The organism is Ktedonosporobacter rubrisoli, from assembly GCF_004208415.1.
Taxonomy (GTDB): Bacteria; Chloroflexota; Ktedonobacteria; order Ktedonobacterales; family Ktedonobacteraceae; genus Ktedonosporobacter; species Ktedonosporobacter rubrisoli.
Genome location: NZ_CP035758.1, coordinates 2,739,205 through 2,765,945, shown reverse-complemented (window position 1 = coordinate 2,765,945; position 26,741 = coordinate 2,739,205). Strand labels below are relative to the sequence as shown.

Here is a 26,741-nt window from a genome sequence, read left to right as displayed (position 1 = left end):
TAAGTATTCAGATGGCAGTAGTATTGTATATCGCCTCTGCCAGTTCAGTAATTCTTGCTACTTTATCTTCCCTGGTCATCACGCCCGGTTGTGAGGAAATATATCCTAAAGGAGGGGAGCAACATGCTCCATACGATTATTCGTCATCGCGTTTTTCTCTCGTTTGTAGGGCTACTGTTTATCCTTTGTGCCGTGGTCATCCCATCCACCATCCATGCGCAAACAGCATCAGGGATAAACAAGAGCAATACCACCTCCAATCTATCTCATAAGCTAACAAGCTTAGCGCAGGTGAAGAACTGGCTGTATTTTATCTCAAAAGAGCCAACACAGGAAGATCTGACAAAGATCGAAAGCTCGTCCTATGATATGGTTGTGATAGACAATCTGCATTCCCTCAAGGGATCAAGTGACTATCCGCTGAGGAATATGCTTCAAAGGTGGCATAGCGCCGCTCATCCGAAACTTGCCCTGGCCTATATTGACATTGGGGAGGCAGAATCGTATCGAACCTATTGGCAAGAAGGCTGGAAGGTTGGAAATCCATCCTGGATTGTTGGGAAAGACCCTGACGGATGGGATGGAAGTTTTCCCGTAGCCTTTTGGCATCAGGACTGGCAAAAAATCTGGCTTGATAAGCAAAAAGGCTACCTGCAAGACATCCTTAACGCTGGCTTCGATGGTATCTATCTCGATTGGGTGCAAGCATACCAGGATAAGAGCGTGACCGAGGCAGCAAAGAAGCAAGGCAAAGATCCACAAAAAGAAATGGCAAATTGGGTCCGCACCCTGGCAAATTTCGCGCGCGCTCAGAAACAAGATTTTCTGGTTATTGGGCAGAATGTGCCGGAGCTGGCCCTTGATGAGAAGATATATTTCGACACCATTGATGCGCTGGCCCAGGAGCAGACCTGGTTTGATGGTGGAGTAAATAACATGCCTCCTGGCGGTTGTCCCTTGCCGCAAACCGATGCCGATGTAGACTCAACTAGCTACTATAATAGCCTCTCGGACGCGTGCAAAGCTGCCTATAAGGCCAATCCTGATGGTTCATTGCACGAAAGCACTGCCTCCCACCTGAAGAATTGGGAAGCCCTCCATAACCAGGGCAAACCCATCTTCACAGTCGATTATGCTGAAAAGCCAGAAAATATTGATAAGGTTTACCGGGTATCGCGCTCGTTAGGTTTCGTACCGCTCGTGACTACCCGCAACCTCGATAAGTATGTGCCACCACATATATAACAAAGCCCAGCTCAGCCCGCGCTTGCGGGATAAAAGGCCAGGCTCGATCTTGCGCTTGCCACAACGATTGTAGATACTGTGCTTTATTGCCTGGCCCGACAACAAGGGAGCGAGCTAACAGAGATACCTGAATTGAGGATTCCATGCTTGCTTTGCCCATGATGCACCTTCTCCTCTCCAGCCTCACCTTCCCAGAGCCTATGTGGGCAGAGGCCGAGCGGCCTGGTTCACAAGAAGTCCATGAGCCTGCTCCCTGCTCTGTTTGGCAAGGCCGTTCATGCATGTGCACAAGTAGAAGTCCACATGCAATCGGCTAGGCAAGAGCCCACAATGTGGATACCGAGAAGGTGGAACAGCTCAATGCCTTTATGGGAGAGCGAGCTTTGACTTTCTTCGATTGCGGGTATTGCATTATCGAAAGTATGCATGAACCTGTCCCATGAGTTCACTCCAGGAAAGGGCGTAAACTGATGGCGCATAATCCAGCAGGAGACTCAGAGAGCAGGCCACCTGTCGATGTTTTGCTCTCCAGGCTCATTTGACGACCTCGCCCCAAACGGTGACCAGCTTCCAGGTAGCCACAAAATTAGGGTGCTCGACTTGAGAGAGCATCTGCTGGTAGCACGGCTCATAGTCCTCGATGTGGCCGACCCATTTGCGAATGAAGGGCTGGGCTGTGCGGAACCCCAAGCGGACATCCTGAGCAAACTGCTGCCCTGCTGGGGTCCCAGCAGGCAAGGTGAGTACATGAACCTGCGTCTTGACGTGCCGAACTGCGCCATACTGCTGCAAGAGCTGGCCCAATTCGCTGCTCACCCCATCGCGTTCTTGGCGAAAGAAGTGCCCTGCTTGATGGAGGGCCTGAAGAAAGAGCGCGCTCAGATGCGAGAGCGCTTGACTATTACTCTCATAGAGGTCGCATTCCGTCACGCGCACGATGCCACCCCTGCGGCACACATGGCGCATTTCGCGCAGGTATTTGGGCCAGTCCCAGGTACGCAGGTAGCTCCAGGCCATGCGTGCATTCACCAAACCAAAGGTATCAGCGGGAAATTCGAGCATACGCAAGGCATCCATCACAGCAAACTCAATCCTTGGGTCGTCCTGCTGGGTGTCTGCCTGCTCTCGTGCATAGCCAAGCATCGTGGCACTGATATCGACTCCCACCAGTCTCCGTAGATGAGGAAACGTCCGGGCCAGCTCTAAGAGCCAATTGCCGGTCCCACATCCCACGTCGAGGATTCGGGTAAACCTAAGTGGATCAGGCTGCTCAGGCAGGACTCCTCCCATCCCTGTGGTAAGCATCTGGTCCTGCAACGCTAAACGAGCAAGCTCTTGCTGATTGGAGCGATCTTGGACCACATATGTACTGCCTAGCTCCTGCTGTCGCTTAGGATCTCTCGATGAGTCCATTGGTTCTTCTCCCCGATTTTCTCTGCATGCCTAAAAATGTTTCTCTTTCGTATTTTTCTCTTTATCTCTTGCAACTCAGGAAGAGTATACCAAAGAGGGAGAAAAAAGACAATGAAAGATCCGTCTTCTTTCTCAAGAGTATGAACAACAGCATCGAAAGGAGCAGTAAGAAACGTTTTCAGCGTTGACGTTATTTATCGTTTCTGATACAGTAAAAAATGACCTTAAAATGTTTTATGTAACGTTCCCAACGTTTTCTTCTTTGAGAGGAGATGGATCTCTCAGCCATTCTCCACCTTTCTCGACTCTACAGAAACGGGTCAAGCTCAATGCGCGCACTTGATCGAGGCGCTCATCAATCGCCAGTTCGATTTCCTCCAGCGTCGCGTTGGGATGATCTTACCGCCAGTGAGTGATGACCTCGAACGCCTCTTGACTTTTTTTGCTGCCAGCGCTTTTCCAACTCTTCGGCGTCCATTGCGCTGCCCTCCTTCCTCTTGAGCACACACCTTTTCTACTTCTATCTTCCCATTTTGGCTTTGCAAAAAAATGAAGGGCACCCTCTTCTCTCCAGAGCCTGGAGAAATCGCTTCTCATCTGGTATACTCTTCCTGAAGTTGGAAATTAGCTTCATTTTCCACACATTCAGAAGGCATATCAATGGGTCACGCCGGCTGTCGATGGTATTGATCTCTTTAAAATTGCATACACAGGAGACACCAACGCATGAATACGCCACCATCGCCACCTGGAACGGAGCAAACTGACGGATCATCCATCCAGATCGGTGCTCTCGTTCCTCTCACTCGGCCTGGCTGGGTCGAGGCAGGCCAACACTTGCTCGCTGGACTCGAACTGGCCGTTCGCGAAGTCAATAACGCCGGCGGGATCGTCGGAAGGCCACTCAAGCTGGTGGTCCGAGACACTGCGGCTGATCCACAGAGGGCTGCGGCGGCCGTAGATGAATTGGCTCGCCTGGGCGTGGCTGCCTTGGCGGGAGAGTATCACAGCGTCGTCGCTCGCGCCGCTGCCACCAGGGCCGACGCCCTCGGCCTGCCATTCCTCTGCTCGTCAGCGGTTCTCGACGCGCTCACCGAACAGCCAACGGAATGGGTCGCACGCCTCGCCCCTGCGCAGTCCCACGGCTGGCAAATCTATGCAGACTTCCTCCTCAGTGCGGGCTACAGGCGAATCGCCGTAGCAGCAGAGTCGAGTGTCTACTGGGCATCTGGGACCCGCATTCTGCGGGACTACCTCGCTCCACGCGGTGGCACCGTTATCGAACTCGACATGCGCACGCTCGCCCCCACGGCCGTGTGCGACGAACTCGTCGCCAGTCGCGCAACAGCCCTCCTGCTTCTGGTCGGCTACCCGGAGCCGGCAGTGTCGATCGTCAAGTCTGTCCGCCGCGACCAGCGCCTCGCAGAGATGATGGTTGGTGCCCCAGCCGGGCAACCGGAGTTCGCCGAATGGGCAACGTTGTTGGGCGATGACAGCACTGCGATCCCATTCTTGCGCTACCTGCCCGAGCGCCTCAGCCCACTCGGTACACGAGTCGAGGCAGCCCTCCGCGAGCGGTTAGCCAAAGCGCCCTCCTTCGTCGCCTTTGAGGGCTACGACACGATCGCAGTCCTCGCCGATGTGCTGCGTTCTCACGGCGCGAACCGGGCACGCACTGCCGAATCCTGGCCGCGCGTTGCAGTCGAAGGCACCCGCGGGCAGATCCAGTTTTCCCGCATGCCAGGCATCAGCATTTGGCAATGGGCTTGGGCGCCAATACAAGTCGTTGATCGAGATCCGGCGGAACCCGATCGCTTTCGGATACTTCACTCCAGCTAAGAGAGCACGGCGGTCTGGCTGCCCAGATCTGTCCGAACTTGGGGTGATGAGATGTTTTCCTGCGGTTTTTCCCAAGCGCTCATTACGCAGGGCATTGCATAAAGCCAGCATCGGATTAACCTTGCTGGGTTCCCAATGCATTCCCCCCTTTGAGCCGCGCTTGCATCACGACCTTGTTGGCACTTTCCACCATACCCGAGCCGATAGGCCATCTTGCAGCCAAGAAGTCTGGATACTGCAGTTGGTGGAGTCGCTTGCCAAAATAGCGCAGAGCGTCCCCAACGGCAGGCAGCCGCCCGCGCCGCCCCAGCCGTTCTAGATGTGCTAGAACCCGAATGGGACCGTGATGCTTGAGCTGATGCAACAGAATGGACAACCAACGTGCGGGCAAAGAATGTCCAGCCTGCTTTCCCTGCTCAGCCACCTGCCTCAAATACTGGGCAGCATGAGCAAAATCGAGGATACGCACGGCATCGTGGCGATGTCCATCCACAAAGCCTTGGAGCCATTGAGCCCCATCTTGCACGGCACAGACGGCTTTTGCTCGCTCTCCCCCCTCGTTCAATCTCTACAGAAGCGAGATCAGCAGCCATGATCAGGGGCACCAATTTGCGTCTTGCTCTTCTCGCCTCCCCACTTGTGATGAGAAAGACAAATGTAAAGCCCCCGGGAGGGATATTGCTTATAATGTGGATAGATAGCCTCATGTACGGAGCCGGACGAATTCTGATTGTGCTTCTCTTCTGGCTGGCAGCCATCCTCTCAAGATCGAACACGTTTTATCTCTTCCTGGAGTGCTGCTATACCTTGCCAGCTCCTTCATAATGCGCGGCAGCATTTCCTTCTTGTCAAGCTCTGCTAAAGGAGTATGTAAAGGGTAAGCAGCAGGTTACAGGCGATACCTGTGCATGAATGAAATACCATTTCTATAGCGATGAAAGAGAAAAAGTGTCATCTTGACGCAAAGAAGCACCACAGTTTATACTTTTGTTATGAAGACATCCCCCTCCGGGGGTAGTTTGATCTTCTTCCAATCAATCATGAACGAGCCAGGTGCCCAGGCCTGTTTCAAACAACACATAACCATACAATCTCTTACGCCATCTTTTCTCCCCAGAAGAGATGGATGTAATATGTTTAGGAGGATACTTGTGATACATTTCAATGCAGTCGGAGAGGAGAATATCCTGCCTCCTATGCAACCTCCTGTCCTTGTTCCTCGCCCTCATCTTGTCAACAGATTAGAGCAAGCTATAGGTCCAGATGCACATCCTGCCTGCAAAGTGCTTTACATATTGGCTCCTGCTGGTTCGGGAAAAACAGCGCTTTTATGTGATTTTTCGCAGCAAACTCGCATGCCCTGCTGCTGGTACACTCTAACAGCCAGCGATACTGATCGCTTCCGCTTTTTGCGCCTGCTTATCGCTAGCATCAGACGTCAGTTTCCAGACTTTGGCAAAGATCTGGATGTGCTTATCGCTGATACCATAGCTCAGCCGAGTAACCAGCATCAGCGTCAGTATCAACCATTGATATCAGCTCTCTGCGATGCGATTCAAAGAGATATCAGTGTACCCTTTGCAATCATCTTGCTCAATTTTCAAGAGGTTAATGAAGATGAGTCTGTAATCCGTCTGGTAAATATATTCATTCGTCAGGCCCCACCCCTCTGCCGCTTTGTGTTTGAAAGTCGCGTCTCGCTCAATATTGAGATAACCCAGCTCATTTTTACGCAACAAGTGAAAGCATTGAGCATCAAAGAGTTGCGTTTCACAGCAAAGGAAATACAGGAACTGGCTCAACTACGCGGTGTCAAATGCAGCGAAGCTGAGGCACAGCGCCTGGTTCAGACCTTTGACGGCTGGATAGCAGGCATTTCGCTGGGTATCGGCTTGAGCAACCTCTATTCATTAGAAAGCGAGCGGCGCCGAGTCCAACAGAAATACCTCTTCTCCTATCTGCTCGATGAGGTTTTTGCGCATGACCCTGAAGCTCTTGCCTATTTGCAAGAAGCCGCGATCTTGCGCGAGATGACACCTGATTTCTGCAATAGGCTCTTACTGCGATCCGATGCGGAGACATTTTTGCAACGCCTGGAAGCCCAGGGGCTCTTCGTCAGTAGTACTAATCGCGCAGGAGTGATTGTTTTCACCTGCCAACCGGCCTTGCGTGAGATATTATGTGATAGATTTTTGCAAACTAACCCTCAACGTTTCAAAGAGCTCCATGGTAGGGCGTCTATGCTCTGGCATGATGCTTCTGACTACGAGCAAGCAATCTTCCATGCCCAAATGGCTGAGGATCATGCAACAGTGCTACATCTAATACTTGCCTGCCAGAGCCAGTGCCTCCACAATGGACAGCTTGATTTTTTGATTAAACAAATCGATGCACTTCCAGATCAGGTGCAAGGAACACATCCCAGAGTTTTGCTGTTACGCATTAGGCTTTGCTTCTTATTGGAGAGAACAGCGCAGATCTCCGCCTTGCTAGAACAAGCGGATCAGGCAATAGAGCGCTGGTCCCAGCAAGCAGGCGCAGAGTTAGAGGCCGAGTATAGTCTACTACGAGCGCGTTATCTTTTTCTTGCAGGTCGCTATCAAGAGGCGCGTGATGCTTGTCTACACGCCCTGGCACTGCTCTCGGAGCAAGAAAGCCAATTGAAAGGCGAGATCTACCTGCGGCTGGGAGTATGCGCTAATCTCTTGAGAGACCCACTGACAGGAGTCAAGGAATTTCAGATGGCGTTACAAGCTTGGGGTAGCAAGGCCGTAGACGGTACATTGATTGATATCCATCGAGCTTTATCTATGACCTTTCAAGATCTCGGCAATCTTCCGCTGACCAGCTACCACCTCAGGCGCGCAACAGCATACTGTGAGCAAATGGGTTATGAGCGAGGCAAAATCGATTGCCTCAATCAAGCTGGTGCGTTGGCATTTTACCAAGGTGACTATGAACAGTCCCATAGCGTCTATACGCAGGCGCTCCACCTCTCGCAAGGATCGCTACGTTATCGGTTGGGAGAAGCTGCGGCTCTGAGTGGATTGGGAAGCCTGGCACAAGTACGGGGAGATTACGCGTTAGCATTGACCTTTCTCGAAGATAGCCTTGTCTTGAAGCGCAGCCTGAATGACCATTTTCATGTTGCCTACACGCTGTGCAATATTGCTACAATTCGCTTCTTGTTGGGTGATGCTATCTCCCCCTGGCAGCTCCTCAAAGAGGCAGAGCAATTTGCAGTCTCCGTCCCTGTCACTGATGCAATTGAAGTAACATGTACCTTGACTCGCGGTCAGTTGCTTCTATGGCAGAGATCTATAACTGAAGCACTCACCTGTTTGCATCCTCTGCTCGGCCGTTTACAAGAGGCTGGATATAAGAAAGAGTCAATTCGTATCCATATCTGGATGGCTGCCTGCCTACTGGCTCAGAAGCAACAAGCGCGCTTTATAAATCATTTAAGAGCAATAGCCGATATTATTGAGGAATCTCCGCTGCAAAAATTCACTGCGCTACGAGAATTGAAGCTCCTGCCAGAAGTCAGCCACAGCATCCAATCTCTGGCAGAAGCCGCACAATTGTGTGCCTTGTTGGATCTGGAGCCGGCCTTGCCCTCAGATACGACTGCACAACAGGGGCAGGCTGTACTCCAGATCACAGAGAACGCAACACACATCCGTGCCATCGCCTTTGGCGATGCAGCCCTGTTTATCGACGATCAACCTGTCAAAAGCTGGCGATCCCAACGGGTGCGCGAACTTTGCTTCTTTTTATTGGAGGCTACAACTCCCCTCAGTAAAGAGCGCATTATTGCCGACCTATGGGAGGAGGATGAGCGAGATATTGAGCAGATCATGCTTAATTTTCACTCTATGATCAATCGTTTGCGGAACGTCGTGGGCAAAGAATGTGTCATCTCAACCCAGCATAGCTATAGTTTAGATCTCAGCCAACGTTTTGGGTCCTCTGTTTCTTACGATGTCGCTACCTTCCAACACTATCATCAACTATCCTGTAGTAGTGCGCAAGAAGATGACGATCTTAGAAAGAACTTAGAAGCTATGATCACCCTCTATCGTGGCGCCTATGTTCAACCGTTGTACAACACCTGGTTCTTGAGGAGGCGCTCTTATCTGCAATCGCTCTATTTCGATGCACGCTTGCGCCTGGCTACTCTGACCTACCAGCTACAAGAATACGAGGAAAGTGCCGAGCACAGCCGAAAGATTCTGGAGATAGAGGGGTTTAATGAGGAAGCCCATCTGCGCCTGATGCTAGCCTATGCCCGGCAAGGCCGGAGAGAACAGGCCTTACGCCAGTATCAGACATGTAAAAAACTTCTCAAAGAAGAGCTGGGAAGCATTCCCGGGCCTCGCCTGGAAAAGCTCTATCATCAGCTGAGTCAGAGAGTTTGATCTGCCATTCCTCTCGCCAGATAAATGGAAAGATTTGGTGATGCTCCGGTGGCAAGGATTTGGTGAGAGTTTGGTGAGGGTTTGGTGAGGACGCTTACTTATACTATCTTCCAGAGAGTGGATGGAAGCACGGAACAAGCAGGTAAGCAACATAATTAGCTGCCTTGTTCTGAGCCTTTCCATAACATATCTTCCTGGAAGGAGTAGTATATGAACCGTTTACATATTCCATCTCTGCTTATGTGCATCGTATTACTGTCAATGTTGGTAGCTATAGCTTCTGTTGGCCCGCATGACCCAGACCCCATCTGGCCCAGGGCTACCCAATCTACTGTGTTGTCGGGGTGGCAATGAGCGAGGTGCGATCAGAATGTCCTGGAAAATAATAAACCAGATTATCTGCCTGGCTTATGCTAATGAAGAGTTCTGGCAGGCATTACAGGCGAATCCCTTGCCAACATTGCAAGCTGAAGGATTCCAGCTTTCGCCGGAAGAGCAAGAAACTGTGCAGAGCCTGGTTGCGCTCTCCTTTAATGACTTTTGTCAGGCATTAATTGATCGTTACGCGCCTCCATCACATTCTGACTTTTAAATGTGTGTTGCATATAGTGCTTAGCTCTAGTGATGAAAGAACTCCTTTTATGTCTCAATCGCTTACGGTCCTCTCTATAGGAGGGGTCAAAAAGAAAGGTGCGCTTTTTTTACAGCAGGCACAGATGCGAGGCTTACGCGTCTGGATGCTTGACACTGAGCAGAATCTTGCTCAGGCTCCGGCCGTGGTAGCGAAAGCTGATCGTGTGACGGCACTCCCATTTCGGGATCTGACAGTGTGCCAGGAATGGGCAAGAATGCAGCAAGAGGAGAGTAGCCTTTTGGGCGTGTTTCCCCTCTCTGAGTATGCTGTAGAGGCAGCAGCAGTTATCGCTCAGGCCTTACATCTGCCAGGGAATGCACCCGAGGTAATGAGTGTAGTGCGTCATAAGGATCGCTGCCGCCAGGTGTTGCGGGAACTGGGTTTTCCACAACCCTCTAGCGCACTTTGCAAGAATCTTGCCGAGGCGCAGGACTTTGCCGCCAGCCATGCCCCTGGCCCCTGGATTATCAAGCCGCCTGCCGAAGGTGGCAGCATCGGCGTGAGCCTTGTGCGCACAACTGCAGATTGGGAGCCCGCGCTCCGCCATCTACTTCAGTTTCCTCAAACGGAGTCAGGAACAAGGAATACTCAGCATCTCACCCTCCCTTCGCCTTTTCTTGTGGAATGCTTCCAGCAGGGACAAGAATTTAGTGTCGAGGGGGCCTTTGTCGCGGGCAAGCCACAGGTGCTAGCAATAACTCATAAGATTACAACACAAGCCCCTCACTTTATCGAGATAGGACATACAATGCCTGCTGACCTACCATCCAATTTGAGCCAGCACATCCGCCAGACAGTCGTTAATGCTCTGTTGGCCGTGGGTATGCGTTGGGGACTCTTCCATGTGGAATGCTGGGTGAATGGTGATCAGGTGGTGCTTGGCGAGATACATGGCCGTTCGGGGGGCGACAATATTCATCTCATGACTGAATTGGTTACTGGGCTAGATATGTTTGGCCTGGCACTCGATGATCTATTAGACACCTCTTCTATCAATCCGGAAAGTTGGCAGCTAACACGCCAGGGAGCAGCTATGCGCTATTTCAGTGCCGCTCCAGGACGAGTCACGGCTATTTATGGTCTGTCAGAGGCTGCGGCTGACCCTGCCTGCGTCAAAGCCTTCTGCACTTTACGGGTAGGGGATGAGAGCTCCTACATCGCCTCTTCACTTGATCGCCACGGGTATGTGCTGGCAACTGGGGCTACGGCAAGCACCGCTGCGGCCACAGCCGAGCGCCTGAGGCAACAAATCAGCATCGAGGTAGAAGCTCTTACCACATGTGAGGTAGCTTAACACATGTAGAAAGGAGTTATAGCTATGCTCACTACGATAACGAAATCTATTACGCCTGCTCTGTCAGCAACAGATTTGCTGCGAGAGTTAAGTCTCTTTGAGCAGGTCAATGGCGTAGCAAAAATCGATAAAAAACTGCTTGAGTCTTTTGCAAAGCGCACAACCTCTTTCAGTTGGGTAAATATGGCGATGACACATCTGCCCGTGGGAAGATTAATACGCCTGCTACAAGAGACACCACATCTACTGGCTCCGCGCACCGCTCACATTGGCAACTGGGAAGATATTCTCCAGGGGCGAATTGGCAAGAATAACTCTAATACAGTGGTATGCAGCCAGTTGCGCATCGGAGAACCTTTGCTGTACGAATTTACTCAGACAGAGGATAGCACCCTTAAGCAGGGCGATAGTATCTATCTGCCAGGTTCCCTGGTGCAGGCTGGCAAACGCCAGGAGTTGCCGCTGTTTACCTGGAACGGTCAGCAGTTTGTACGGCGCACGCGTGAGAAGGCATTGTTTACTCCTTTTGTCATGACTGAGCAGGAAGGGAGCCTGGTGCCACTAACGCAGGTACACTACGAGAGGGCGCTAGCCCATCCCGACATCCATTTCCGCTTCGCTTCCGATATCATCGTGAAGCATCGGCAGTTGGTGGAAGATATACTCAGTGTGCTGATCGAAGAGGCCACTCATAGCAAGGAACCAGAGCATGCTCTTGTGCGCATTATAGATCGCGTAGCCACGCTGGATGGCGAGCTGCAACGCCAACATGTGCGCATCGAACATGGCGGCTATCGTGTAGGAGAGAGCTTCTACCCACATATCTGTGATCTGGTAGCGGCACTTATGCTTCCTTATTATGCAGCAACGCGATCTGAATACTTCTTTGCTAATATGCAAGCGTTGCCGCAGGCGATGCCTGTGCTCTCGAAGACAATGATCCCTCTGCTCTACTCTATTCTTAATACTCACTATGCGGTAGAGATCTCTGAGGAAAATCGTGGGCTGCTCAATCAGCCATGTAATCCCCATCTTGAATGGGGCGCAAATGGCTCAGCAGGCTATTGGCCTAAGAAATCAGGTTGGTTTCCGCGTGAGGCGCGCTATGCACGGGCTATTCACCAGACGCTTCTCAAACATTTTGCTAAGATAGATCCCATCTTCTTTGTGCTGTTGCCTTCATCAATTTTCCTGCTCTGGCCCAATAGCGCCTATCCGCAGGACCTTCCTTTGATCGAGCAGCTCTTGCGAGCTGTGCATCAGCGTACTGATCAACTCTTGCGAAAAGATTCGCAAATCATTATGCATGAGATTGATCGTGTTGTGGCTGAATGGGCCACACAAGTAGGGGGAGCGCTCTCGCCCTATCTACGCAAGCGCTTTGGCGCTGCGGTCGCACAAGCGGTGCCTGCGGCGCTGCCACAGGGCAGCCTTTCGCTTGAGCCCAGCGGATTTGCTGAGCTAAGCATGCAGCAGGCTTCTCTTATCGTGGGGACGTTATATGAGACCTTGCCACGTCTTTAAGACAACAGGTTGACAGTCTTTGTGCTCGTTTCTCAACACAGTTCTATAAAGGATTATCGTGCTATGTATGATACCGTTCTCATAGAGCCCTCCCAGATGCGGGCCACGTTTCCCTGGATGGGCAAAACCGTCAACTATCATCGGTTGGCAAGCCTTGAAGCAGCTGGGCTCAGTAATTTGAGGCGACTTCCATTCACTGTGAAGATCCTATTAGAAAATCTCCTGCGTCAAGCCGCCGCCGGACGAGCCACCGCCCAAGAGGTAGCTATGTTGGCGCGCTGGCGGCCAGGGCGGGCGGAACATTATGAGTTCCCTTTCTATCCGGGGCGAGTGCTGCTTCAGGATTTTACGGGTGTACCCGCAGTAGCAGATCTGGCAGCAATGCGTGATGCCGTTGCTCGACTCGGTGGAGAGCCGGAAAGGGTACATCCCTTGATCCCTGTAGACTTTGTAATTGACCACTCCCTTCAGGTCGATGCCTTTGGTACACCACAAGCACTGACACATAACATTCAGCGAGAGTTTGAGCGCAATAAGGAGCGCTATATGCTGCTGCGCTGGGCTCAGCAAGCCTTCGATAATGTACGTGTCATTCCGCCTGGAGTAGGAATCGTCCATCAGATTAATCTGGAGTATCTGGCTTCGGTGGTGCAAATAGAAGAACCTGAAGGCGCATTGTGGGCTTTTCCCGATACCTTGATCTGTACTGATTCGCACACCCCTATGATCAATGGCCTGGGTGTGCTGGGTTGGGGTGTGGGCGGCATTGAGGCCGAAGCTGTCATGCTAGGGCAGCCTCTCACTTTGCAAACGCCAACTGTCATCGGTATTCGGCTCAAGGGTGCATGCCGTGAGGGAGTAACAGCTACCGATCTGGTGCTCTATATTACCCAGATGCTGCGCCGCTATGGGGTCGTGGGCAAATTTGTGGAGTTTACCGGCGAGGGGGTACGACGGCTCTCGCTAGCAGATCGAGCCACAATTGCCAATATGTCGCCGGAGTTTGGCGCTACTGCCACAATGTTTCCTATCGATGCGGAAACCTTGCACTATCTCCGCATAACCGGTCGGAGCCAGGAGCATATTGAGCTTGTTGAGCGCTATGCACGAGCGCAAGACATCTTTTTCGATGAGCAAACGCCTGAACCAGACTTTGATGATCTGCTAGAGCTGGATCTGAGGAGCATTGAGCCAAGTATGGCTGGGCCTAATCGCCCCCAGGACCGTGTGCCACTAGCTCAGGTCCCCGAACGCTTTCGCAGCTTCTATGCTGATAGTCTTCCTGAGAAACCACGCTCGATACCTGTAGAAATTGCTGGGCAACAAGCTGCTTTGCAAGATGGTTCTGTCGTAATTGCCGCGATCACCAGTTGCACCAATACGTCTAATCCTGCTGTGATGATTGCCGCCGGGTTACTTGCCAAAAAGGCCGTCCAACGCGGCTTGCAGGTCAAGCCCACGATCAAGACAAGTCTGGCTCCCGGCTCGCGGGTGGTGCGCGAGTATCTCGAACGCTCGGGCTTGCTGGCGTATCTAGAGGCGCTGCGCTTCCATGTCGTGGGCTTTGGCTGCACTACTTGTTGCGGGAGCAGCGGTCCATTGCCAACGGAAATTGCAGATCCTATTCAAGAGCATGGATTGATAGCGGCAGCCGTGCTCAGTGGCAACCGCAATTTTGAGGGCCGGGTCCATCAACAGGTGCGTGCCAGCTTCCTGGCTTCGCCACCCCTGGTCGTCGCCTATGCCCTGGCTGGCACGCTCCATCTTGATCTGACACGTGAGCCTCTCGGGTACGATCAACATGGCGAGGCTGTCTACCTGCGCGATCTGTGGCCCAACACTGCCGAGATTGAGCAGGTCATGAAGCAGTTCTTGCAAAGCGAGATGTTTGTGAAGAATGGTAAAACGCTTAGTGAAGGTGATGCCAATTGGCAGGCGCTTCCCATCTCTAGTGGGAAACTCTTCGTCTGGGATTGTACTTCTACCTACATTCAGGAGCCGCCCTTTTTCCAGCATATTACCTCTAACGAGAAAACGCTGGTATCTACACTTGATATCCAGCAGGCGCGTGTCCTGGTTTCACTTGGTGACTCGATTACGACCGATCATATCTCCCCGGTAGGTAACTTTGCGGCAAGCAGCGAGGCTGGCAGCTACTTGAGCGCGCAAGGAGTGGATCGCCGCGATTTTAATACCTACGGCGCCCGGCGCGGCAATCACGAAGTGATGGTACGCGGCACCTTTGGCAATATTCGCCTGCGCAATCGCCTCACGCCAGATAGAGAGGGTCCGTGGACCCGCTACCTGCCCAGTGGCGAAGTGCTTTCGATCTATCAGGCCGCCGAGCGCTATCGTACTGCGCGTATCCCCTTGCTAGTGATCGCTGGCAAAGAATATGGCTGTGGCAGTTCGCGAGATTGGGCGGCAAAGGGGCCAGCCCTCTTAGGTGTGCGCGCCGTGCTGGCGGAGAGCTTTGAGCGCATCCACCGCAGCAACCTGGTAGGCATGGGCATCTTACCCTTGCAATTCCTTGAGGGAGAGAATCAGGAGTCGCTAGGCCTGACGGGCGAAGAGAGCTATACCATCACGGGCCTGTTAGAGCAACCTCGTCAGCAAGTGACGGTACAAGCGCTACGGCCTGGCGGTGAAGTGTTCGACTTTGAAGCCATTGCTCGCCTGGATAACCGGCAGGAGATCAACTACTACCAGCAAGGGGGCATTTTGCCAAGCATGCTATACAAAGTCTTACATGAAGACGAGAAAGAAGTGACTGCAAATGAAGCCTGAATCTCATCTCTGGGATGCTCGTGCACAACTCACAAGCGGAACTCACCAACTTGTCTATTATCGCTTGCAGGCTCTTGAAGACGCCGGGCTCCTCTCGCTCCATCGTCTACCCTATACTGTGAAGGTCCTGTTGGAAAATGTGTTGAGGCAGGCAGATCAAGGAGGCCTGGTTTCAGAGGCAGATGTGCAGTCTCTGGCTTCCTGGCAACCGGGGCAGGCTCAGCACACGCAGGCTGAATATCCTTTTTTCCCTACCCGCGTGCTTTTACCCGACCTCAGCGGCATTCCAGCAGTAGCCGATCTGGCCGCCATGCGTGCAGCAATCGTGCGTAAAGGTGGTGATCCTCGCCTGGTCAATCCTCTGGTGCCGGCTGATTTTATCATCGATCATTCGGTACAGGTCGATCAGTTTGGCACGTCGAAAGCGCTAATGGCGAATATGGCTCGTGAATATGAGCGTAATCGTGAGCGTTATGCCTTTCTACGCTGGGCTCAGAAAGCCTTCGACAATTTTAGAGTTGTTCCTCCAGGCCAGGGCATTCTACATCAAGTGAATCTGGAGTATCTGGCCACAGTAGTCGCTACGCGCCAGATTGCTGGCGAACTGGTGGCAATGCCAGATACGCTGGTAGGAGCTGATTCGCATACCCCCATGATCAACGGTCTAGGTGTACTTGGCTGGGGTGTGGGCGGCATTGAGGCCGAAGCGGTCATGCTAGGGCTGCCCATCTATCTGCTTACACCTGAGGTCATCGGCATCCGCGTGATCGGGAACCTGCCCGAAGGCACGACTGCTACCGATGTGGTTTTGACAGTAACCCAACTGTTGCGTCAGCAGAAGGTGGTGGGCAAGTTTATTGAATTTACTGGCCCGGGACTCAAGCATCTCGCGTTAGCGGATCGCGCAACCATTGCCAATATGTCACCGGAGTTTGGGGCCACTTCGACCATCTTTCCCGTGGACGCTGAAACCCTGCGCTATCTACGCATTACTGGTCGCAGTGCCGAGCAGGTGGAACTGGTAGAGCGCTATACTAGAGAGCAAAGGATGTTCTGGACCGACGAAACCCCAGAGCCAGCTTTCGACGCGCTCTTAGAGCTAGATTTGAGCAGCATCGAACCCAGCGTGGCCGGCCCACGTCGTCCTCAAGACCGCGTAGCTTTGTGGGCTGTGGGTCGTACCCTACGCAGTAATTTTGCCGAGCGTTTTCCCGCAGAGGGAGCTGTGAAAGAGGTCCCGCTGGAGTATCAAGGGCAGCACATCCCCGTTCGTGATGGCTCCATCGCGATTGCCGCGATCACCAGTTGCACCAATACGTCTAACCCTGCTGTGATGATTGCCGCCGGGTTACTTGCCAAAAAGGCCGTCCAACGCGGCTTGCAGGTCAAGCCCACGATCAAGACAAGTCTGGCTCCCGGCTCGCGGGTGGTGCGCGAGTATCTCGAACGCTCGGGCTTGCTGGCGTATCTAGAGGCGCTGCGCTTCCATGTCGTGGGCTTCGGCTGCACCACCTGTATCGGCGGGAGCGGCCCACTGGTAGAGCCGCTGGCAGAAGCCGTGCAACACCATGATCTCCTGGTAACAGCTGTGCTCAGTGGCAACCGCAATTTTGAGGGCCGGGTCCATCAACAGGTCAAGGCAAGCTTCCTGGCTTCGCCGCCCCTGGTCGTCGCCTATGCCCTGGCTGGCACGATGGACATTGATCTGACGCAGGAACCGCTGGGAACCGATAAGCAAGGTCTTCCGGTCTATCTGCGCGATCTGTGGCCCAGCCAGGATGAAGTACAACAGATCGTAGAGCAGGTAATATCTGCCGAAGTCTTCAAAAAAGGCTACGCCAACGTCTTTGCAGGCGATGAACAATGGCGAGCTCTGCCAGTCACTGAGAGCGTGCTTTTTGATTGGGACCCAGATTCTACCTACATCCAGGAGCCGCCTTTCTGCCAGGATCAAGCGCCGCTAGCAGATATTATGGGCGCGCGTGCGCTCGTCGTGCTTGATGACTCGGTAACAACTGATCACATTTCGCCAGCAGGCAGTTTTGCAGCGGAAAGTCCCGCAGGCCAGTATCTCCAGGCTCGGGGTGTATCTCGGCGTGACTTAAATACCTACGGAGCCCGGCGCGCCAACCATGAGGTGATGATTCGCGGAACCTTTGGTAATATTCGCCTGCGCAATCACCTCGCCGAAGGCCATGAGGGCTACTATACGCGCTGCCATCTCGATGGCATGCTCTGTACGATTGCCGAAGCTGCCGAGCGCTATCGTACTGCGCGTATCCCCTTGCTAGTGATCGCTGGCAAAGAATATGGCTGTGGCAGTTCGCGAGATTGGGCGGCAAAGGGGCCGGCCCTCTTAGGTGTGCGAGCCGTGCTGGCGGAGAGCTTTGAGCGCATCCACCGCAGCAACCTGGTAGGCATGGGCATCCTGCCTCTGCAATTTCTGGAAGGGGAAAGTAAAGAGTCGCTGGGGCTGACCGGGCAGGAAGTCTATCATATAACCTGCCTCACCTCCGGCCTCAAGCCACGCCAGCTCATTGAGGTGCAGGTCGAGCGTGAGGATGGAACACGCTTCTCGTTCCAGACCATCGCCTGCCTCAACAGCCAGGTCGAGGTTGCCTACTACGAGAATGGGGGCATTCTCCCTACCGTATTGTACAAATTGCTGCATAAAGACTGAATTTTCCCTTGATCTGCTGAGGAGACTATGCACGCGTTCACCTCGCAAGTGAGCAATAGTCTTCTCTGCACGAATGACATAATCTGAGATGAGCAGTAGTGTAGTTAACAAGGAGAAACTTGCATAATGGATATCGTAAGCTGTATCGCTGACACTCTGCATATACCGCCGGAGTATGTGACTGATGATCTAACATACCAATCTATCTCAGAGTGGAGTTCTCTCAATCATGTCACGCTGATTCTCAAACTAGAAGAGATGTTTGGTCAGCATATCAATAGCACGCTCTTTCTGCAACTGACCTCTGTAAAGGCAATCAAGGAATATGCTCAACGCTTTGCCACCTTGGATGAGACGCAGAGAGCAGCAGAGACGGAAGCACAGGCAACAAATGTACGGGAGGAGCGCGCTGAGATAGCATCAGGAGGTCCAATCTATCGCGGGCTCGCTGGGGTAGCTTTTGATACCTCAACCATCACTGAGGTCGATGGTATACGGGGCCGACTCAGTTATCGTGGGTATGCCATCGAAGATCTTGTAGCCCAGGCCAGTTTTGCCGAAGTCGCACACTTGCTGTTATACCAAGATCTTCCTGATCCAGAGCAATTGGCGGCCTTCGAAGCTCGCCTGTGTACTGCACAAGAACTGCCCCACACTGTGATGACCTTGCTGCATGAGATGGTAGATGCACATCCCGTAGATGCCTTGCGTACGGCTGTATCACTGCTCGCGGCCCACGATCCGGAAGCCAGCAATACCAGCCCTGAGGCGCTGCGACGGCGAGGCATACGACTGATGGGACAGGTGATGCAGATCATTACCACCCATGAACGTCTGCGTCGGGGACAAACACTGCTCGCCCCGCGACCATATCTCTCGTATGCAGCTAATTTCCTCTACCTGCTCACAGGACGCGAGCCAACACCTCTAATGGAACACATCTTGAATGCTGATCTGATCCTACATGCCGATCATAGCGCTAATGCCTCGGCTTTCGTGGCACGCATCGTGATGAGTACACAAGCTGACCTCCAGGCTGCAATCACCGCGGCCATGGCGGCTTTTGCTGGAGCTCTCCATGGAGGTGCAGTGGAGCAGGTCATGCCTATGTTACAAGAGATAGGAGAGCCTGAGTATGTCGCAACATATGTGCAACGGCGGCGCGAGCAGCACCTGCCTATCATGGGCTTTGGGCATCGCGTCTATCGTACGGAAGATCCACGCGCGACGCAGATGCGCCGTCTGCTGCAAGATTTAAGCCGGGCATGCCACGAGCCGCGCTGGCTTGCCATTACCGATGCCCTTATTGATGCCATGCAACCTTATGCACGACACGGCATTCATATCAATGTCGACTTCTATGCCAGCGTCATCTATCACTTGCTAGGCATTCCGCAGGATATCGCAATCTCGCTCTTTATTCTTGGTCGTATGGCTGGTTGGCTGGCTCAAATCGAAGAACAGGTTGAGAACAATATTCTGATTCGTCCACTCTTGCACTATGTTGGCCAGCGGGATAGAGCCTATATACCACTGAGAGAGCGCAGTTCTCGTCTCACAAAGTCATATGCAGCGGAGACACCCGTGCTGGCTTGCAGATGATTGTGTTGACCTGGTGGAGGCTGTCGGGATCAGATCCCGGCACCCCCATGTTTATGCTCAGAAGAGGAGATTTCTTTTATGATTCTTCTATCTCCCCAGCAAGGGGAACAGGCTGTGACGCAGCAGCGCCTGCATAGCTTCTTTCTAGAAAGTGCTGCCAACTTTCCCTCGGCCCCGGTACTCTCTATTGGCAATCAGGAATGGAGCTATGCGCGGTTAGCAGAGGATGCCAGACGTTACGCCCAGGGCCTGCTGACGGCCTGCCAGGGACGATTGGAGCGGGTAGGGGTTTTTGCCTATCGCAGCTATGTTGCCTATGCTGGAACGCTCGCCAGTCTGCTAGCTGGCGCTACCTGCGTTCCCTTGAATAAAACCTTTCCTTCACAGCGCACGCAACGCATGATTGAGCAGGCAGAGCTGGATGCGATCATTGTCGATGCCACCTCGCTGCCGCAGTTGCAGTGCATCTGGCCCCAACTGAAATCGCACCCTGTCTTGCTCCTTCCAGAACATGATGCTGAGGAAGCACGCTGTCCCGGCGCACATCTACTTGACTGTCGTGCGCTCGCCAGGCTTGCTCCTCTACATGAGCTGCCCGAGGTTTCGGCGTTGAAGCCTGCCTACCTGCTCTTCACCTCAGGGAGTACAGGCGTACCCAAAGGCGTTCCGGTAACGCATCAGAATGTTGTCGCCTTTTTGCGCTGGAACCTGCATAAATATCAATTCACGCCTGCTGACCGTTTTACCCAGACCTTCGATCAGACCTTTGATCTCTCCTTCTTCGATCTGTTTATGGCCTGGGGGAGCGGTGCCTGTCTCTGCGTGCCGCAACCAATCCAACTTCTCGCTCCCTTTGCTTTTGTCAAAGAGCAGCGCATCACTGTCTGGTTCTCGGTGCCTTCGGTGATCTCACATCTGCTCAAGAAGCAGTTTCTTGAGCCGAGTTCGCTGCCCTCACTACGCTGGAGCTTGTTTTGTGGCGAAGCATTGCCGCAGAGCGCAGCCGTCGCCTGGCAAGAAGCTGCTCCCAATTCCATTATTGAGAATCTCTATGGCCCCACAGAATTGACCATTGCCTGTGCTAGCTATCGTTGGGATGCGCAACGCTCACCTGACGAATGCGCCAACGGTTTTGTGCCTTTAGGACAGCTCTATCCTCATCTAAAGGCAGTGGTCGTTGATGAAGCACGATGCCCGGTGGCCCCCGGGGAGTGCGGAGAACTGTGCGTAGCCGGCCCACAGGTCTTCCCTGGTTACTGGCAGAATCCAGAGAAGAACGCCACAGTCCTCTTCGTCCCGCCTGGAGAAGATTGCATCTATTACCGTACAGGTGATCTGGTGAGGCTACAAGGAGACAACTATGTCTACCTTGGTCGCATCGATCACCAGGTCAAGATTCAAGGATATCGCATCGAATTGGGCGAGATCGAGGCGCTGCTACGTCAAGAGGGGCAGGTGGTCGAAGCTGCCGCCATCGGTTGGCCGTTGGAGGAGGGCCAGCCACGGGGCATCGTAGCCTTTGTCTCGGGCTGCAACATGCAGGCTAGTGAGCTGCTACAGCGCATCAAGCGCTTTCTCCCCAACTATATGCATCCTCAGGCCATCTATGTACTGGAATGCATGCCCTACAATGCCAATGGGAAAATTGATCGAGCGGCTCTGCACAAGCTATTAGAATGAGAGGGAGATGATGACGTCTTTTCTTTCTGCTCTCCAGCAGAAATATATCGAGCCTTTCCCACGCCCTTTCTGGCTACTCACGGCAGGTTCTTTTGTAAATCGGGCAGGAAACCTTGTGATGCCGTTTTTTGTGCTCTACCTAACAGCTCAGCGCGGCCTCTCGATCCCGCAAGCAACCATGATTATCTCGATGATGGGGATAGGCTCATTAGGGGCCAGTTTCCTGGGCGGAGTACTGGCGGACCATATAGGTCGCCGCACCACTCTGCTGTTGAGTTTGGTGGCCAGCGGGAGCCTGATGTTACTGCTCGGGGTCATCTCAGCTATTCCCTGGCTGATTGCAGTAGCACTGCTTATGCAGTTCTTTAGCCAGCTGGCTCGTCCGCCGTTAGCAGCTACTATTGCCGACATGGCGCCGCCTGAGCAACGCACCCGGGCTTATAGTCTGCGTTACTGGGCAAACAATATTGGGGCGTCAATCGGACCTATGGTGGCAGGACTGCTTGCCACAGTTTCTTACTTCTGGCTCTTTCTCGGTGATGGCTTGACCACGCTACTGTTTGGGGCCGTGATCTGGCAGGGTGTTCCTGAAACCCTGCCCCACAAGGGTGCAAGCGAGCCAGCTCATGGCACACATCAGCGTAGCTATCTTCACACAGCGCTTAGCGATCCCTTGTTGTGGTGCTATTCTCTGCTGGCGCTGGTCTTCAACGGTATCTATACTATGTGGCAGGTGGCTATGCCACTCGATCTGCGCGCTCATGGTTTTAATGAGGTGTATTATGGCGCTTTCTCGGCAGCCAATGCTGTACAGGTCGTCTGCCTTGGTCTCCTGCTTACCGGGCTTGTAACTCGCTTCTCACGCACGAATATGCTGGCACTGGCTGCGCTGTTGCTAGGGGTTGGCCTGGGACTCTATGCCTGGACGCACTCCGTCATGAGCTATTTGCTCGGGGTCTTCATTTGGACCAGCGGTGAGATCGTCTATTATCCCCTCTCTACAGCGCTCATCGCTAGCATCTCGCCGATCCATCTGCGGGGCGTCTATCAAGGCTTCTTTGGCACCTTTAACAGTCTGGCGCTCTTACTGGCTCCCTGGCTAGGTGGGCTGGTACTACAATATGCTGGTGCCAGCAGGCTATGGCAGGGCTGTTTGTTCCTGGGGCTCCTGAGCGCAGTGGCCTATCTAGTACTGGGTCAGCTGCAGCAGAAAAAGCTCTTTGAGCGCAAAAAAATACTGGCTGAAGCAGATGTTCATTGTTCATCTTGATACGAAAAGGATCGATCTGTTTTATGGACCTATTGCAATATACTTCACTTCTTCAAGAGGTACGCGAGGCATTGCCAGTGACGGCGCAGCGCGTCTATCTCAATACGGGCACCTTTGGACCCTTGCCCAGCGTCAGTGCGCAGGCAATTGCTGAGCGAGCACGGATCGAGATGAGCGAGGGACGCCTCCCGCCAACCTTTCTAGAGCGTGAGGCCATCTATCAAGAGGCACGCACACGTATTGCCCGCTTGCTGCACTCTGATGCTACCGAGATCGCTCTCACGCACAGCACTAGCGAAGGGCTCAATATTGTCTGCTATGGCTTTGATTGGCAGGAGGGAGATGAGGTTATCACCACTAATCATGAGCACAACAGTGCTCTGGCCCCGCTCTATCAGTTGCGCAAGCGTCGGAGCATCGCTATTCGAGTTGCCGATCTGGGCCTCAAAGGTGACCGCCCATTGGCAGCAGCGATCAAGCCGCTTATTAGTAGCCGCACGAAGCTCATTGTCGTCTCGCACATCTCATTTAAGACAGGGGCAGTGTTAGACATACCAGAGCTGACGTCTCTTGCACAGCGCATACAAATCCCAGTGCTGGTTGATGGAGCTCAGTCGGCAGGAGTGCTTCCTCTTGATCTCCAAACATTAGGGATCGATTTCTACGCTATCCCGATGCAAAAATGGCTTTGCGGGCCCGAGGGGACTGGCGCTCTTTATGTGCGGCATTCCCAACAAACTCAGCCACTCTCAGCTACCTACGTGCGCTTCTTCTCGCTGAAAGAAGATAAGGAGGTGTGGCAGTATACAAGCGAGGCGCGCAGATTGGAATGGGGTGGCCGGCAGACAGCTGCCCTGGCCGGTCAAGTGGCCAGTCTACGCTGGTTAGAAGAAGAGGTTGGCTACGCCTGGATCTATCGGCGCATTGCTGCACTGCATACCTATGCCTGGCACACCTTGCAGCAGTTTCCCAATCTTCGCTTCCTGACCCCTCAACCGGGGTGCAGTGGCCTGCTGACCTTCCGCCTGCTCGGCCTCGATCCCGAAATGGTAGCGACCACCTTGCGCAGCACCTACAATATCCACTTGCGCACAATCAAGGACTGGCAAGCGTTACGTATATCAATAGGATTTTTTAATACAGAGGATGAAATAGATGCTCTGGCCGCGGCGCTGACGAGCATCATCAAGTCTAGACGAAACGAGGTTATGCCATGATGTCTCTTGAAGTTCAGAGCTTTGCTTTTTTCTTTGACCGTTTAATGCTTGATGTCATCGCCCAGCTGCACGATATCGCCGATGCTGATTTGAACCGAGAGCTGGACTTGCCGGAGTGCAATACCCTCTTTGTGCTTGCAACACATCTGATTCGTTCCGCCGACTACTGGGTGCTCGGGATGGCAACGGGTAAGCCACAACCACGTAATCGTCAGGCAGAGTTTAGTGCCAGAGGCACGCGTACTGAGATCGTAGCCGATTATCAGCGTTGGTTAGCAGAGATGCACACAGTTTTAGCTGCCTTCCCTGCTGAGCGCCTGAACGAGCTAGCCACAGGGGAGGAACCTCTCACGATCCGCGATGGTTTTTTGCATACCTTACAACATTGTTCGGTGCATCTAGGCCATATCCAATTGAGCCGCCAGATCTTAGGGTATGCCCCTCCTACTAAGCTGCTCCCGCAGGTACCCAATGGAGCCTTAGAGCCCGCACGTTGACATAAAGGAGATTTTCATGTCACAAGAGCATAACAAGCGGGCACTCGTCGTTATGGCCCATCCCGATGACGCAGAGTACGGTTGCGCCGGGACGATAGCTAAGTGGACCCAGGCCGGTTGGCAGGTAACCTATGTCATCTGCACAGATGGTTCCAGTGGAGGACCAGACGATACCAGCCAGGTAGGGCTGCAGGAGCGCCAACGTCTCTCGGCTTGCCGCAAGGCTGAACAGCGAGCCGCTTGCCGGATACTGGGTGTCTCCGAGGTAATCTTTTTAGATTATCCCGATGGGTTGTTAGAGCCTACACCAGCTCTGCGACGCGATCTGGTACGCCAGATCCGCCGCATCCAACCGGCACGCGTAATCTGTCAGTCCCCTGAGTATTGCTGGGATGCGCGACGCCGCTATCATGCCGATCACCTGGCTGCCGGGCAAGCAGCAATGGCTGCATTATATCCGGCAGCGCAGAACCCCTGGGATTTTCCAGAATTGCTGACCGAGGGCCTTTTACCGCACAAGGTACATCAGATTTACATCCTGCGTCCTCCAATCTGCAACTATATAGAAGATATCTCAGAAACTTTTGAGATCAAGCTTCAGGCCCTCCACGCTCACACCAGCCAGGTAGGCTCAGGCTTTGAGCAACTTACCGAGCGCCTGCGCCGAGAACATCGTCAGCTTGGAGTGCAGCACCAGATAAGTTACGCCGAAGCTTTTTTCTTGCTAGAGAATCGGTGAATGGAGAACGAAATAAGAAAGAGACGAACAGCAAGAGGAGAAGGAGGGGGAGCACGAAAGTGTGAGCTCAGTGGATAAGAAAACACCTCTCCTTCCTTCAGTTTGTCTCGCGTTTCTTCAATCGTCTTTTTTTCAAGGTTGGCATACTTGATCTGAAAGAGGTATATTGAAGAGAAAATAGAGGGGCAGATCACGATGATCCAAAAAGGTCTCTGGCAAGAGAGAACCATTCGAGAGATACGCGCCTTGTTAGAAGCGAATGATGCGGTTAGAGCCTTGCTGTTGAAAGGCTCCTGTGCCAATCTCTCTCTCCAGGTAGACACGTGGAGTGATGTTGATATAATCATTGTCGTTGCAGATGGAGCATTGGAGACGTTTTTCCCGACCACTGCCTGGTTAGCCCCTCTTGGGGATGTGTACACTTTTAGCCAGTCCTCAAACGAACTGACGAAAACAACGCGAGTCTGTTTTACCGATTTCCGACGCATCGATTGTGTCTTTCTAGAGGAATCGGACGTCCAAACGCAAGTGATCCAAAGCGAAGCGATTCAACTGCTCTTTTCGCGTTCACAGCTCGTCAATAAAGCCCTTGTCAAGGACATAGTGCAGCTTCCACCTGCCTCGGTGATGACAGCAGAACAGTTTGATCATCTGGTCAACGACTTCTGGTTTAAGGGGATGCTGACCACCTGCAAGGTCATGCGCAATGATCTGTTAATTGCGACCCATCTCGCATTGGCACTGATTCAAGATACCTGCGTCCTGGAGATGGTCTTGCGTGATCGGGCGCTTGGAACCAGCCACCATCGTGAGGGCGGATGGGGAAATGATTTCATTGCACACCTGGGCACAACGCACTTCCCCTTTACAGCAAGAGGAATTCTTGAAAGTGTCAAACAAAGCAGCACAGTGTTTGATGACCTGGCAAAGCAATGGTCAAGTGACTACCACGAACAACGTCACCCCTTGCTTGCCTGGATTCGCTTTGCGCAAGAAACGGTAGCGGAGTGATCCGAAGGAGGAACGTGTGGCTCGAAAACAGCCTCGTCTACCAGTGACCCATTAATGCATCCTTGAGCCCTTTCAGAATACCTGCCGCAGCCCGATGGCACGCTGCGGTGCCCCGCCACTTAGAAGCTGACTCCGCATGAGCAATGTCGAGAAGCTGATGGAGGCCTGCAAGTGGTGTATGGAGCCAGCATTATGGTTCCCTGTCCGTGGCCCGTAGGAGCCAATGCATTCTCAGAGCGTAATCAGTCTACGAAGAGGTCGATTCTCTGGGACAGTCCTCACATGGGACCACCAAGGCTCATCACAGATGGCCTGCATCTCAGCTTGATCTGCTCCTCTCCTCACGCGATCAGAGAAGGAATTTCATACATGGAGCAAGGGTACTGGCTAGCTATGACCAGGGAAAGGAGGAGGTGTTTTCGGGATGGCACGCTCTCGGCGAAGGCCCTTCAGCAGCTTTTCCTTGGTATCCGCTTCAGGTAAGTTCACAAGATCGATGTAACCAATGGCAGCTAGGAGCCCTTCCAGAGGACAAGGGCGTATTCGAACTGGCAACAATGTCCCCTGCTCACCCTTTGGATCTTGTCGAAATGCTTCTGCCCATTCTGGCTGCGTATAGAGTGCGTTGATATAGTCTGGGGAAAGGAGAACAAGCGTACGGTGGGCTATTTTTGTCGCCTTGTCCATCTCCAGAACAAAGTTTGAGCCAGGTCGAAAATCCCATGCTTGTAAGATTGTGCTGTACCCAGCTGCTTCAAGCTGCCAAGTAATCCACTCTGCCCATGCTCGATCCACTTGCGTATAGCTAATAAAAAAGTCTTTGGTCTTCTCGGACATCTCTTCAGTTCTCCTTTCGAATGGCGAGATAAAAAGCATAATTACTCATCGTCC

At 52.9% G+C, this 26,741-nt stretch carries 20 protein-coding genes; 16 read left to right on the top strand and 4 right to left on the bottom strand.

Features of this window, described 5'->3' with window-relative positions; all coding sequences use genetic code 11:
* Nucleotides 1-123: 123 nt before the first annotated feature.
* On the top strand, nt 124-1,245 hold the full coding sequence (locus EPA93_RS12575; protein ID WP_129887857.1) for a glycoside hydrolase family 191 protein: 1,122 nt from the start codon (nt 124-126) through the stop codon (nt 1,243-1,245).
* A gap of 534 nt (nt 1,246-1,779) precedes the next feature.
* Here EPA93_RS12575 and EPA93_RS12570 read toward each other — a convergent pair.
* Nucleotides 1,780-2,658 (bottom strand): class I SAM-dependent methyltransferase, encoded by an 879-nt coding sequence (locus EPA93_RS12570; RefSeq protein ID WP_129887856.1) that lies wholly within the window; start codon nt 2,656-2,658, stop codon nt 1,780-1,782.
* Nucleotides 2,659-3,013: 355 nt separating this feature from the next.
* Nucleotides 3,014-3,136: a hypothetical protein gene (locus EPA93_RS50300; RefSeq protein WP_277988887.1), complete on the bottom strand. Its 123-nt coding sequence runs from the start codon at nt 3,134-3,136 to the stop codon at nt 3,014-3,016.
* 248 nt (nt 3,137-3,384) lie between these two features.
* Here EPA93_RS50300 and EPA93_RS12565 point away from each other — a divergent pair, with 248 nt between their 5' ends.
* A complete protein-coding gene (locus tag EPA93_RS12565) occupies nt 3,385-4,497 on the top strand; it encodes an ABC transporter substrate-binding protein (RefSeq protein ID WP_129887855.1) in 1,113 nt (370 codons plus the stop codon).
* Between the two features lie 115 nt (nt 4,498-4,612).
* Here the strand turns inward: EPA93_RS12565 and EPA93_RS12560 are convergent, their stop codons facing one another.
* Nucleotides 4,613-5,023: a hypothetical protein gene (locus EPA93_RS12560; RefSeq protein WP_129887854.1), complete on the bottom strand. Its 411-nt coding sequence runs from the start codon at nt 5,021-5,023 to the stop codon at nt 4,613-4,615.
* A gap of 625 nt (nt 5,024-5,648) precedes the next feature.
* On the opposite strand from EPA93_RS12560, the gene EPA93_RS12555 reads away from it, so the two are divergent.
* From EPA93_RS12555 to EPA93_RS12495, 14 genes are all read left to right on the top strand, one after another.
* A complete protein-coding gene (locus EPA93_RS12555) occupies nt 5,649-8,915 on the top strand; it encodes an AfsR/SARP family transcriptional regulator (protein WP_165423053.1) in 3,267 nt (1,088 codons plus the stop codon).
* 210 nt (nt 8,916-9,125) lie between these two features.
* Entirely contained in the window at nt 9,126-9,269 is a 144-nt protein-coding gene (locus tag EPA93_RS48320) for a hypothetical protein (RefSeq protein WP_165423052.1), read from the top strand.
* A gap of 16 nt (nt 9,270-9,285) precedes the next feature.
* On the top strand, nt 9,286-9,507 hold the full coding sequence (locus tag EPA93_RS12550) for an Os1348 family NHLP clan protein (RefSeq protein WP_129887852.1): 222 nt from the start codon (nt 9,286-9,288) through the stop codon (nt 9,505-9,507).
* Nucleotides 9,508-9,556: 49 nt separating this feature from the next.
* The gene (locus EPA93_RS12545) at nt 9,557-10,843 is read left to right on the top strand and encodes an ATP-grasp domain-containing protein (protein WP_129887851.1); all 1,287 of its coding nucleotides are present in this window, start codon (nt 9,557-9,559) and stop codon (nt 10,841-10,843) included.
* 24 nt (nt 10,844-10,867) lie between these two features.
* The gene (locus EPA93_RS12540; protein WP_129887850.1) at nt 10,868-12,367 is read left to right on the top strand and encodes a DUF6025 family protein; all 1,500 of its coding nucleotides are present in this window, start codon (nt 10,868-10,870) and stop codon (nt 12,365-12,367) included.
* Between the two features lie 63 nt (nt 12,368-12,430).
* Nucleotides 12,431-15,154 carry an aconitate hydratase AcnA gene (gene acnA / locus EPA93_RS12535; RefSeq protein WP_242527391.1) on the top strand — a complete coding sequence of 908 codons (2,724 nt, stop codon included), beginning with the start codon at nt 12,431-12,433 and terminating at the stop codon, nt 15,152-15,154.
* On the top strand, nt 15,144-17,834 hold the full coding sequence (gene acnA / locus EPA93_RS12530; RefSeq protein WP_129887849.1) for an aconitate hydratase AcnA: 2,691 nt from the start codon (nt 15,144-15,146) through the stop codon (nt 17,832-17,834). Before acnA (EPA93_RS12535) ends, acnA (EPA93_RS12530) begins: the two co-directional genes overlap by 11 nt.
* A 126-nt stretch (nt 17,835-17,960) precedes the next feature.
* On the top strand, nt 17,961-19,436 hold the full coding sequence (locus EPA93_RS12525; RefSeq protein ID WP_129887848.1) for a citrate/2-methylcitrate synthase: 1,476 nt from the start codon (nt 17,961-17,963) through the stop codon (nt 19,434-19,436).
* Nucleotides 19,437-19,514: 78 nt separating this feature from the next.
* Entirely contained in the window at nt 19,515-21,116 is a 1,602-nt protein-coding gene (locus tag EPA93_RS12520; protein ID WP_129887847.1) for an amino acid adenylation domain-containing protein, read from the top strand.
* Nucleotides 21,117-21,123: 7 nt separating this feature from the next.
* The gene (locus EPA93_RS12515) at nt 21,124-22,386 is read left to right on the top strand and encodes an MFS transporter (protein WP_129887846.1); all 1,263 of its coding nucleotides are present in this window, start codon (nt 21,124-21,126) and stop codon (nt 22,384-22,386) included.
* A gap of 23 nt (nt 22,387-22,409) precedes the next feature.
* A complete protein-coding gene (locus EPA93_RS12510) occupies nt 22,410-23,603 on the top strand; it encodes an aminotransferase class V-fold PLP-dependent enzyme (protein ID WP_129887845.1) in 1,194 nt (397 codons plus the stop codon).
* Nucleotides 23,600-24,100, top strand: a complete 501-nt coding sequence (locus EPA93_RS12505; RefSeq protein WP_129887844.1) for a DinB family protein — start codon at nt 23,600-23,602, stop codon at nt 24,098-24,100. The genes EPA93_RS12510 and EPA93_RS12505 overlap by 4 nt, the downstream gene beginning before the upstream one ends.
* A gap of 16 nt (nt 24,101-24,116) precedes the next feature.
* Nucleotides 24,117-24,839 carry a PIG-L deacetylase family protein gene (locus EPA93_RS12500; protein WP_129887843.1) on the top strand — a complete coding sequence of 241 codons (723 nt, stop codon included), beginning with the start codon at nt 24,117-24,119 and terminating at the stop codon, nt 24,837-24,839.
* Between the two features lie 195 nt (nt 24,840-25,034).
* On the top strand, nt 25,035-25,850 hold the full coding sequence (locus EPA93_RS12495; protein WP_129887842.1) for an aminoglycoside 6-adenylyltransferase: 816 nt from the start codon (nt 25,035-25,037) through the stop codon (nt 25,848-25,850).
* A 387-nt stretch (nt 25,851-26,237) separates the two neighbouring features.
* On the opposite strand, the gene EPA93_RS12490 is transcribed toward EPA93_RS12495, so the two are convergent.
* Entirely contained in the window at nt 26,238-26,726 is a 489-nt protein-coding gene (locus EPA93_RS12490) for a toll/interleukin-1 receptor domain-containing protein (protein ID WP_207229522.1), read from the bottom strand.
* Between the last annotated feature and the right edge of the window lie 15 nt (nt 26,727-26,741).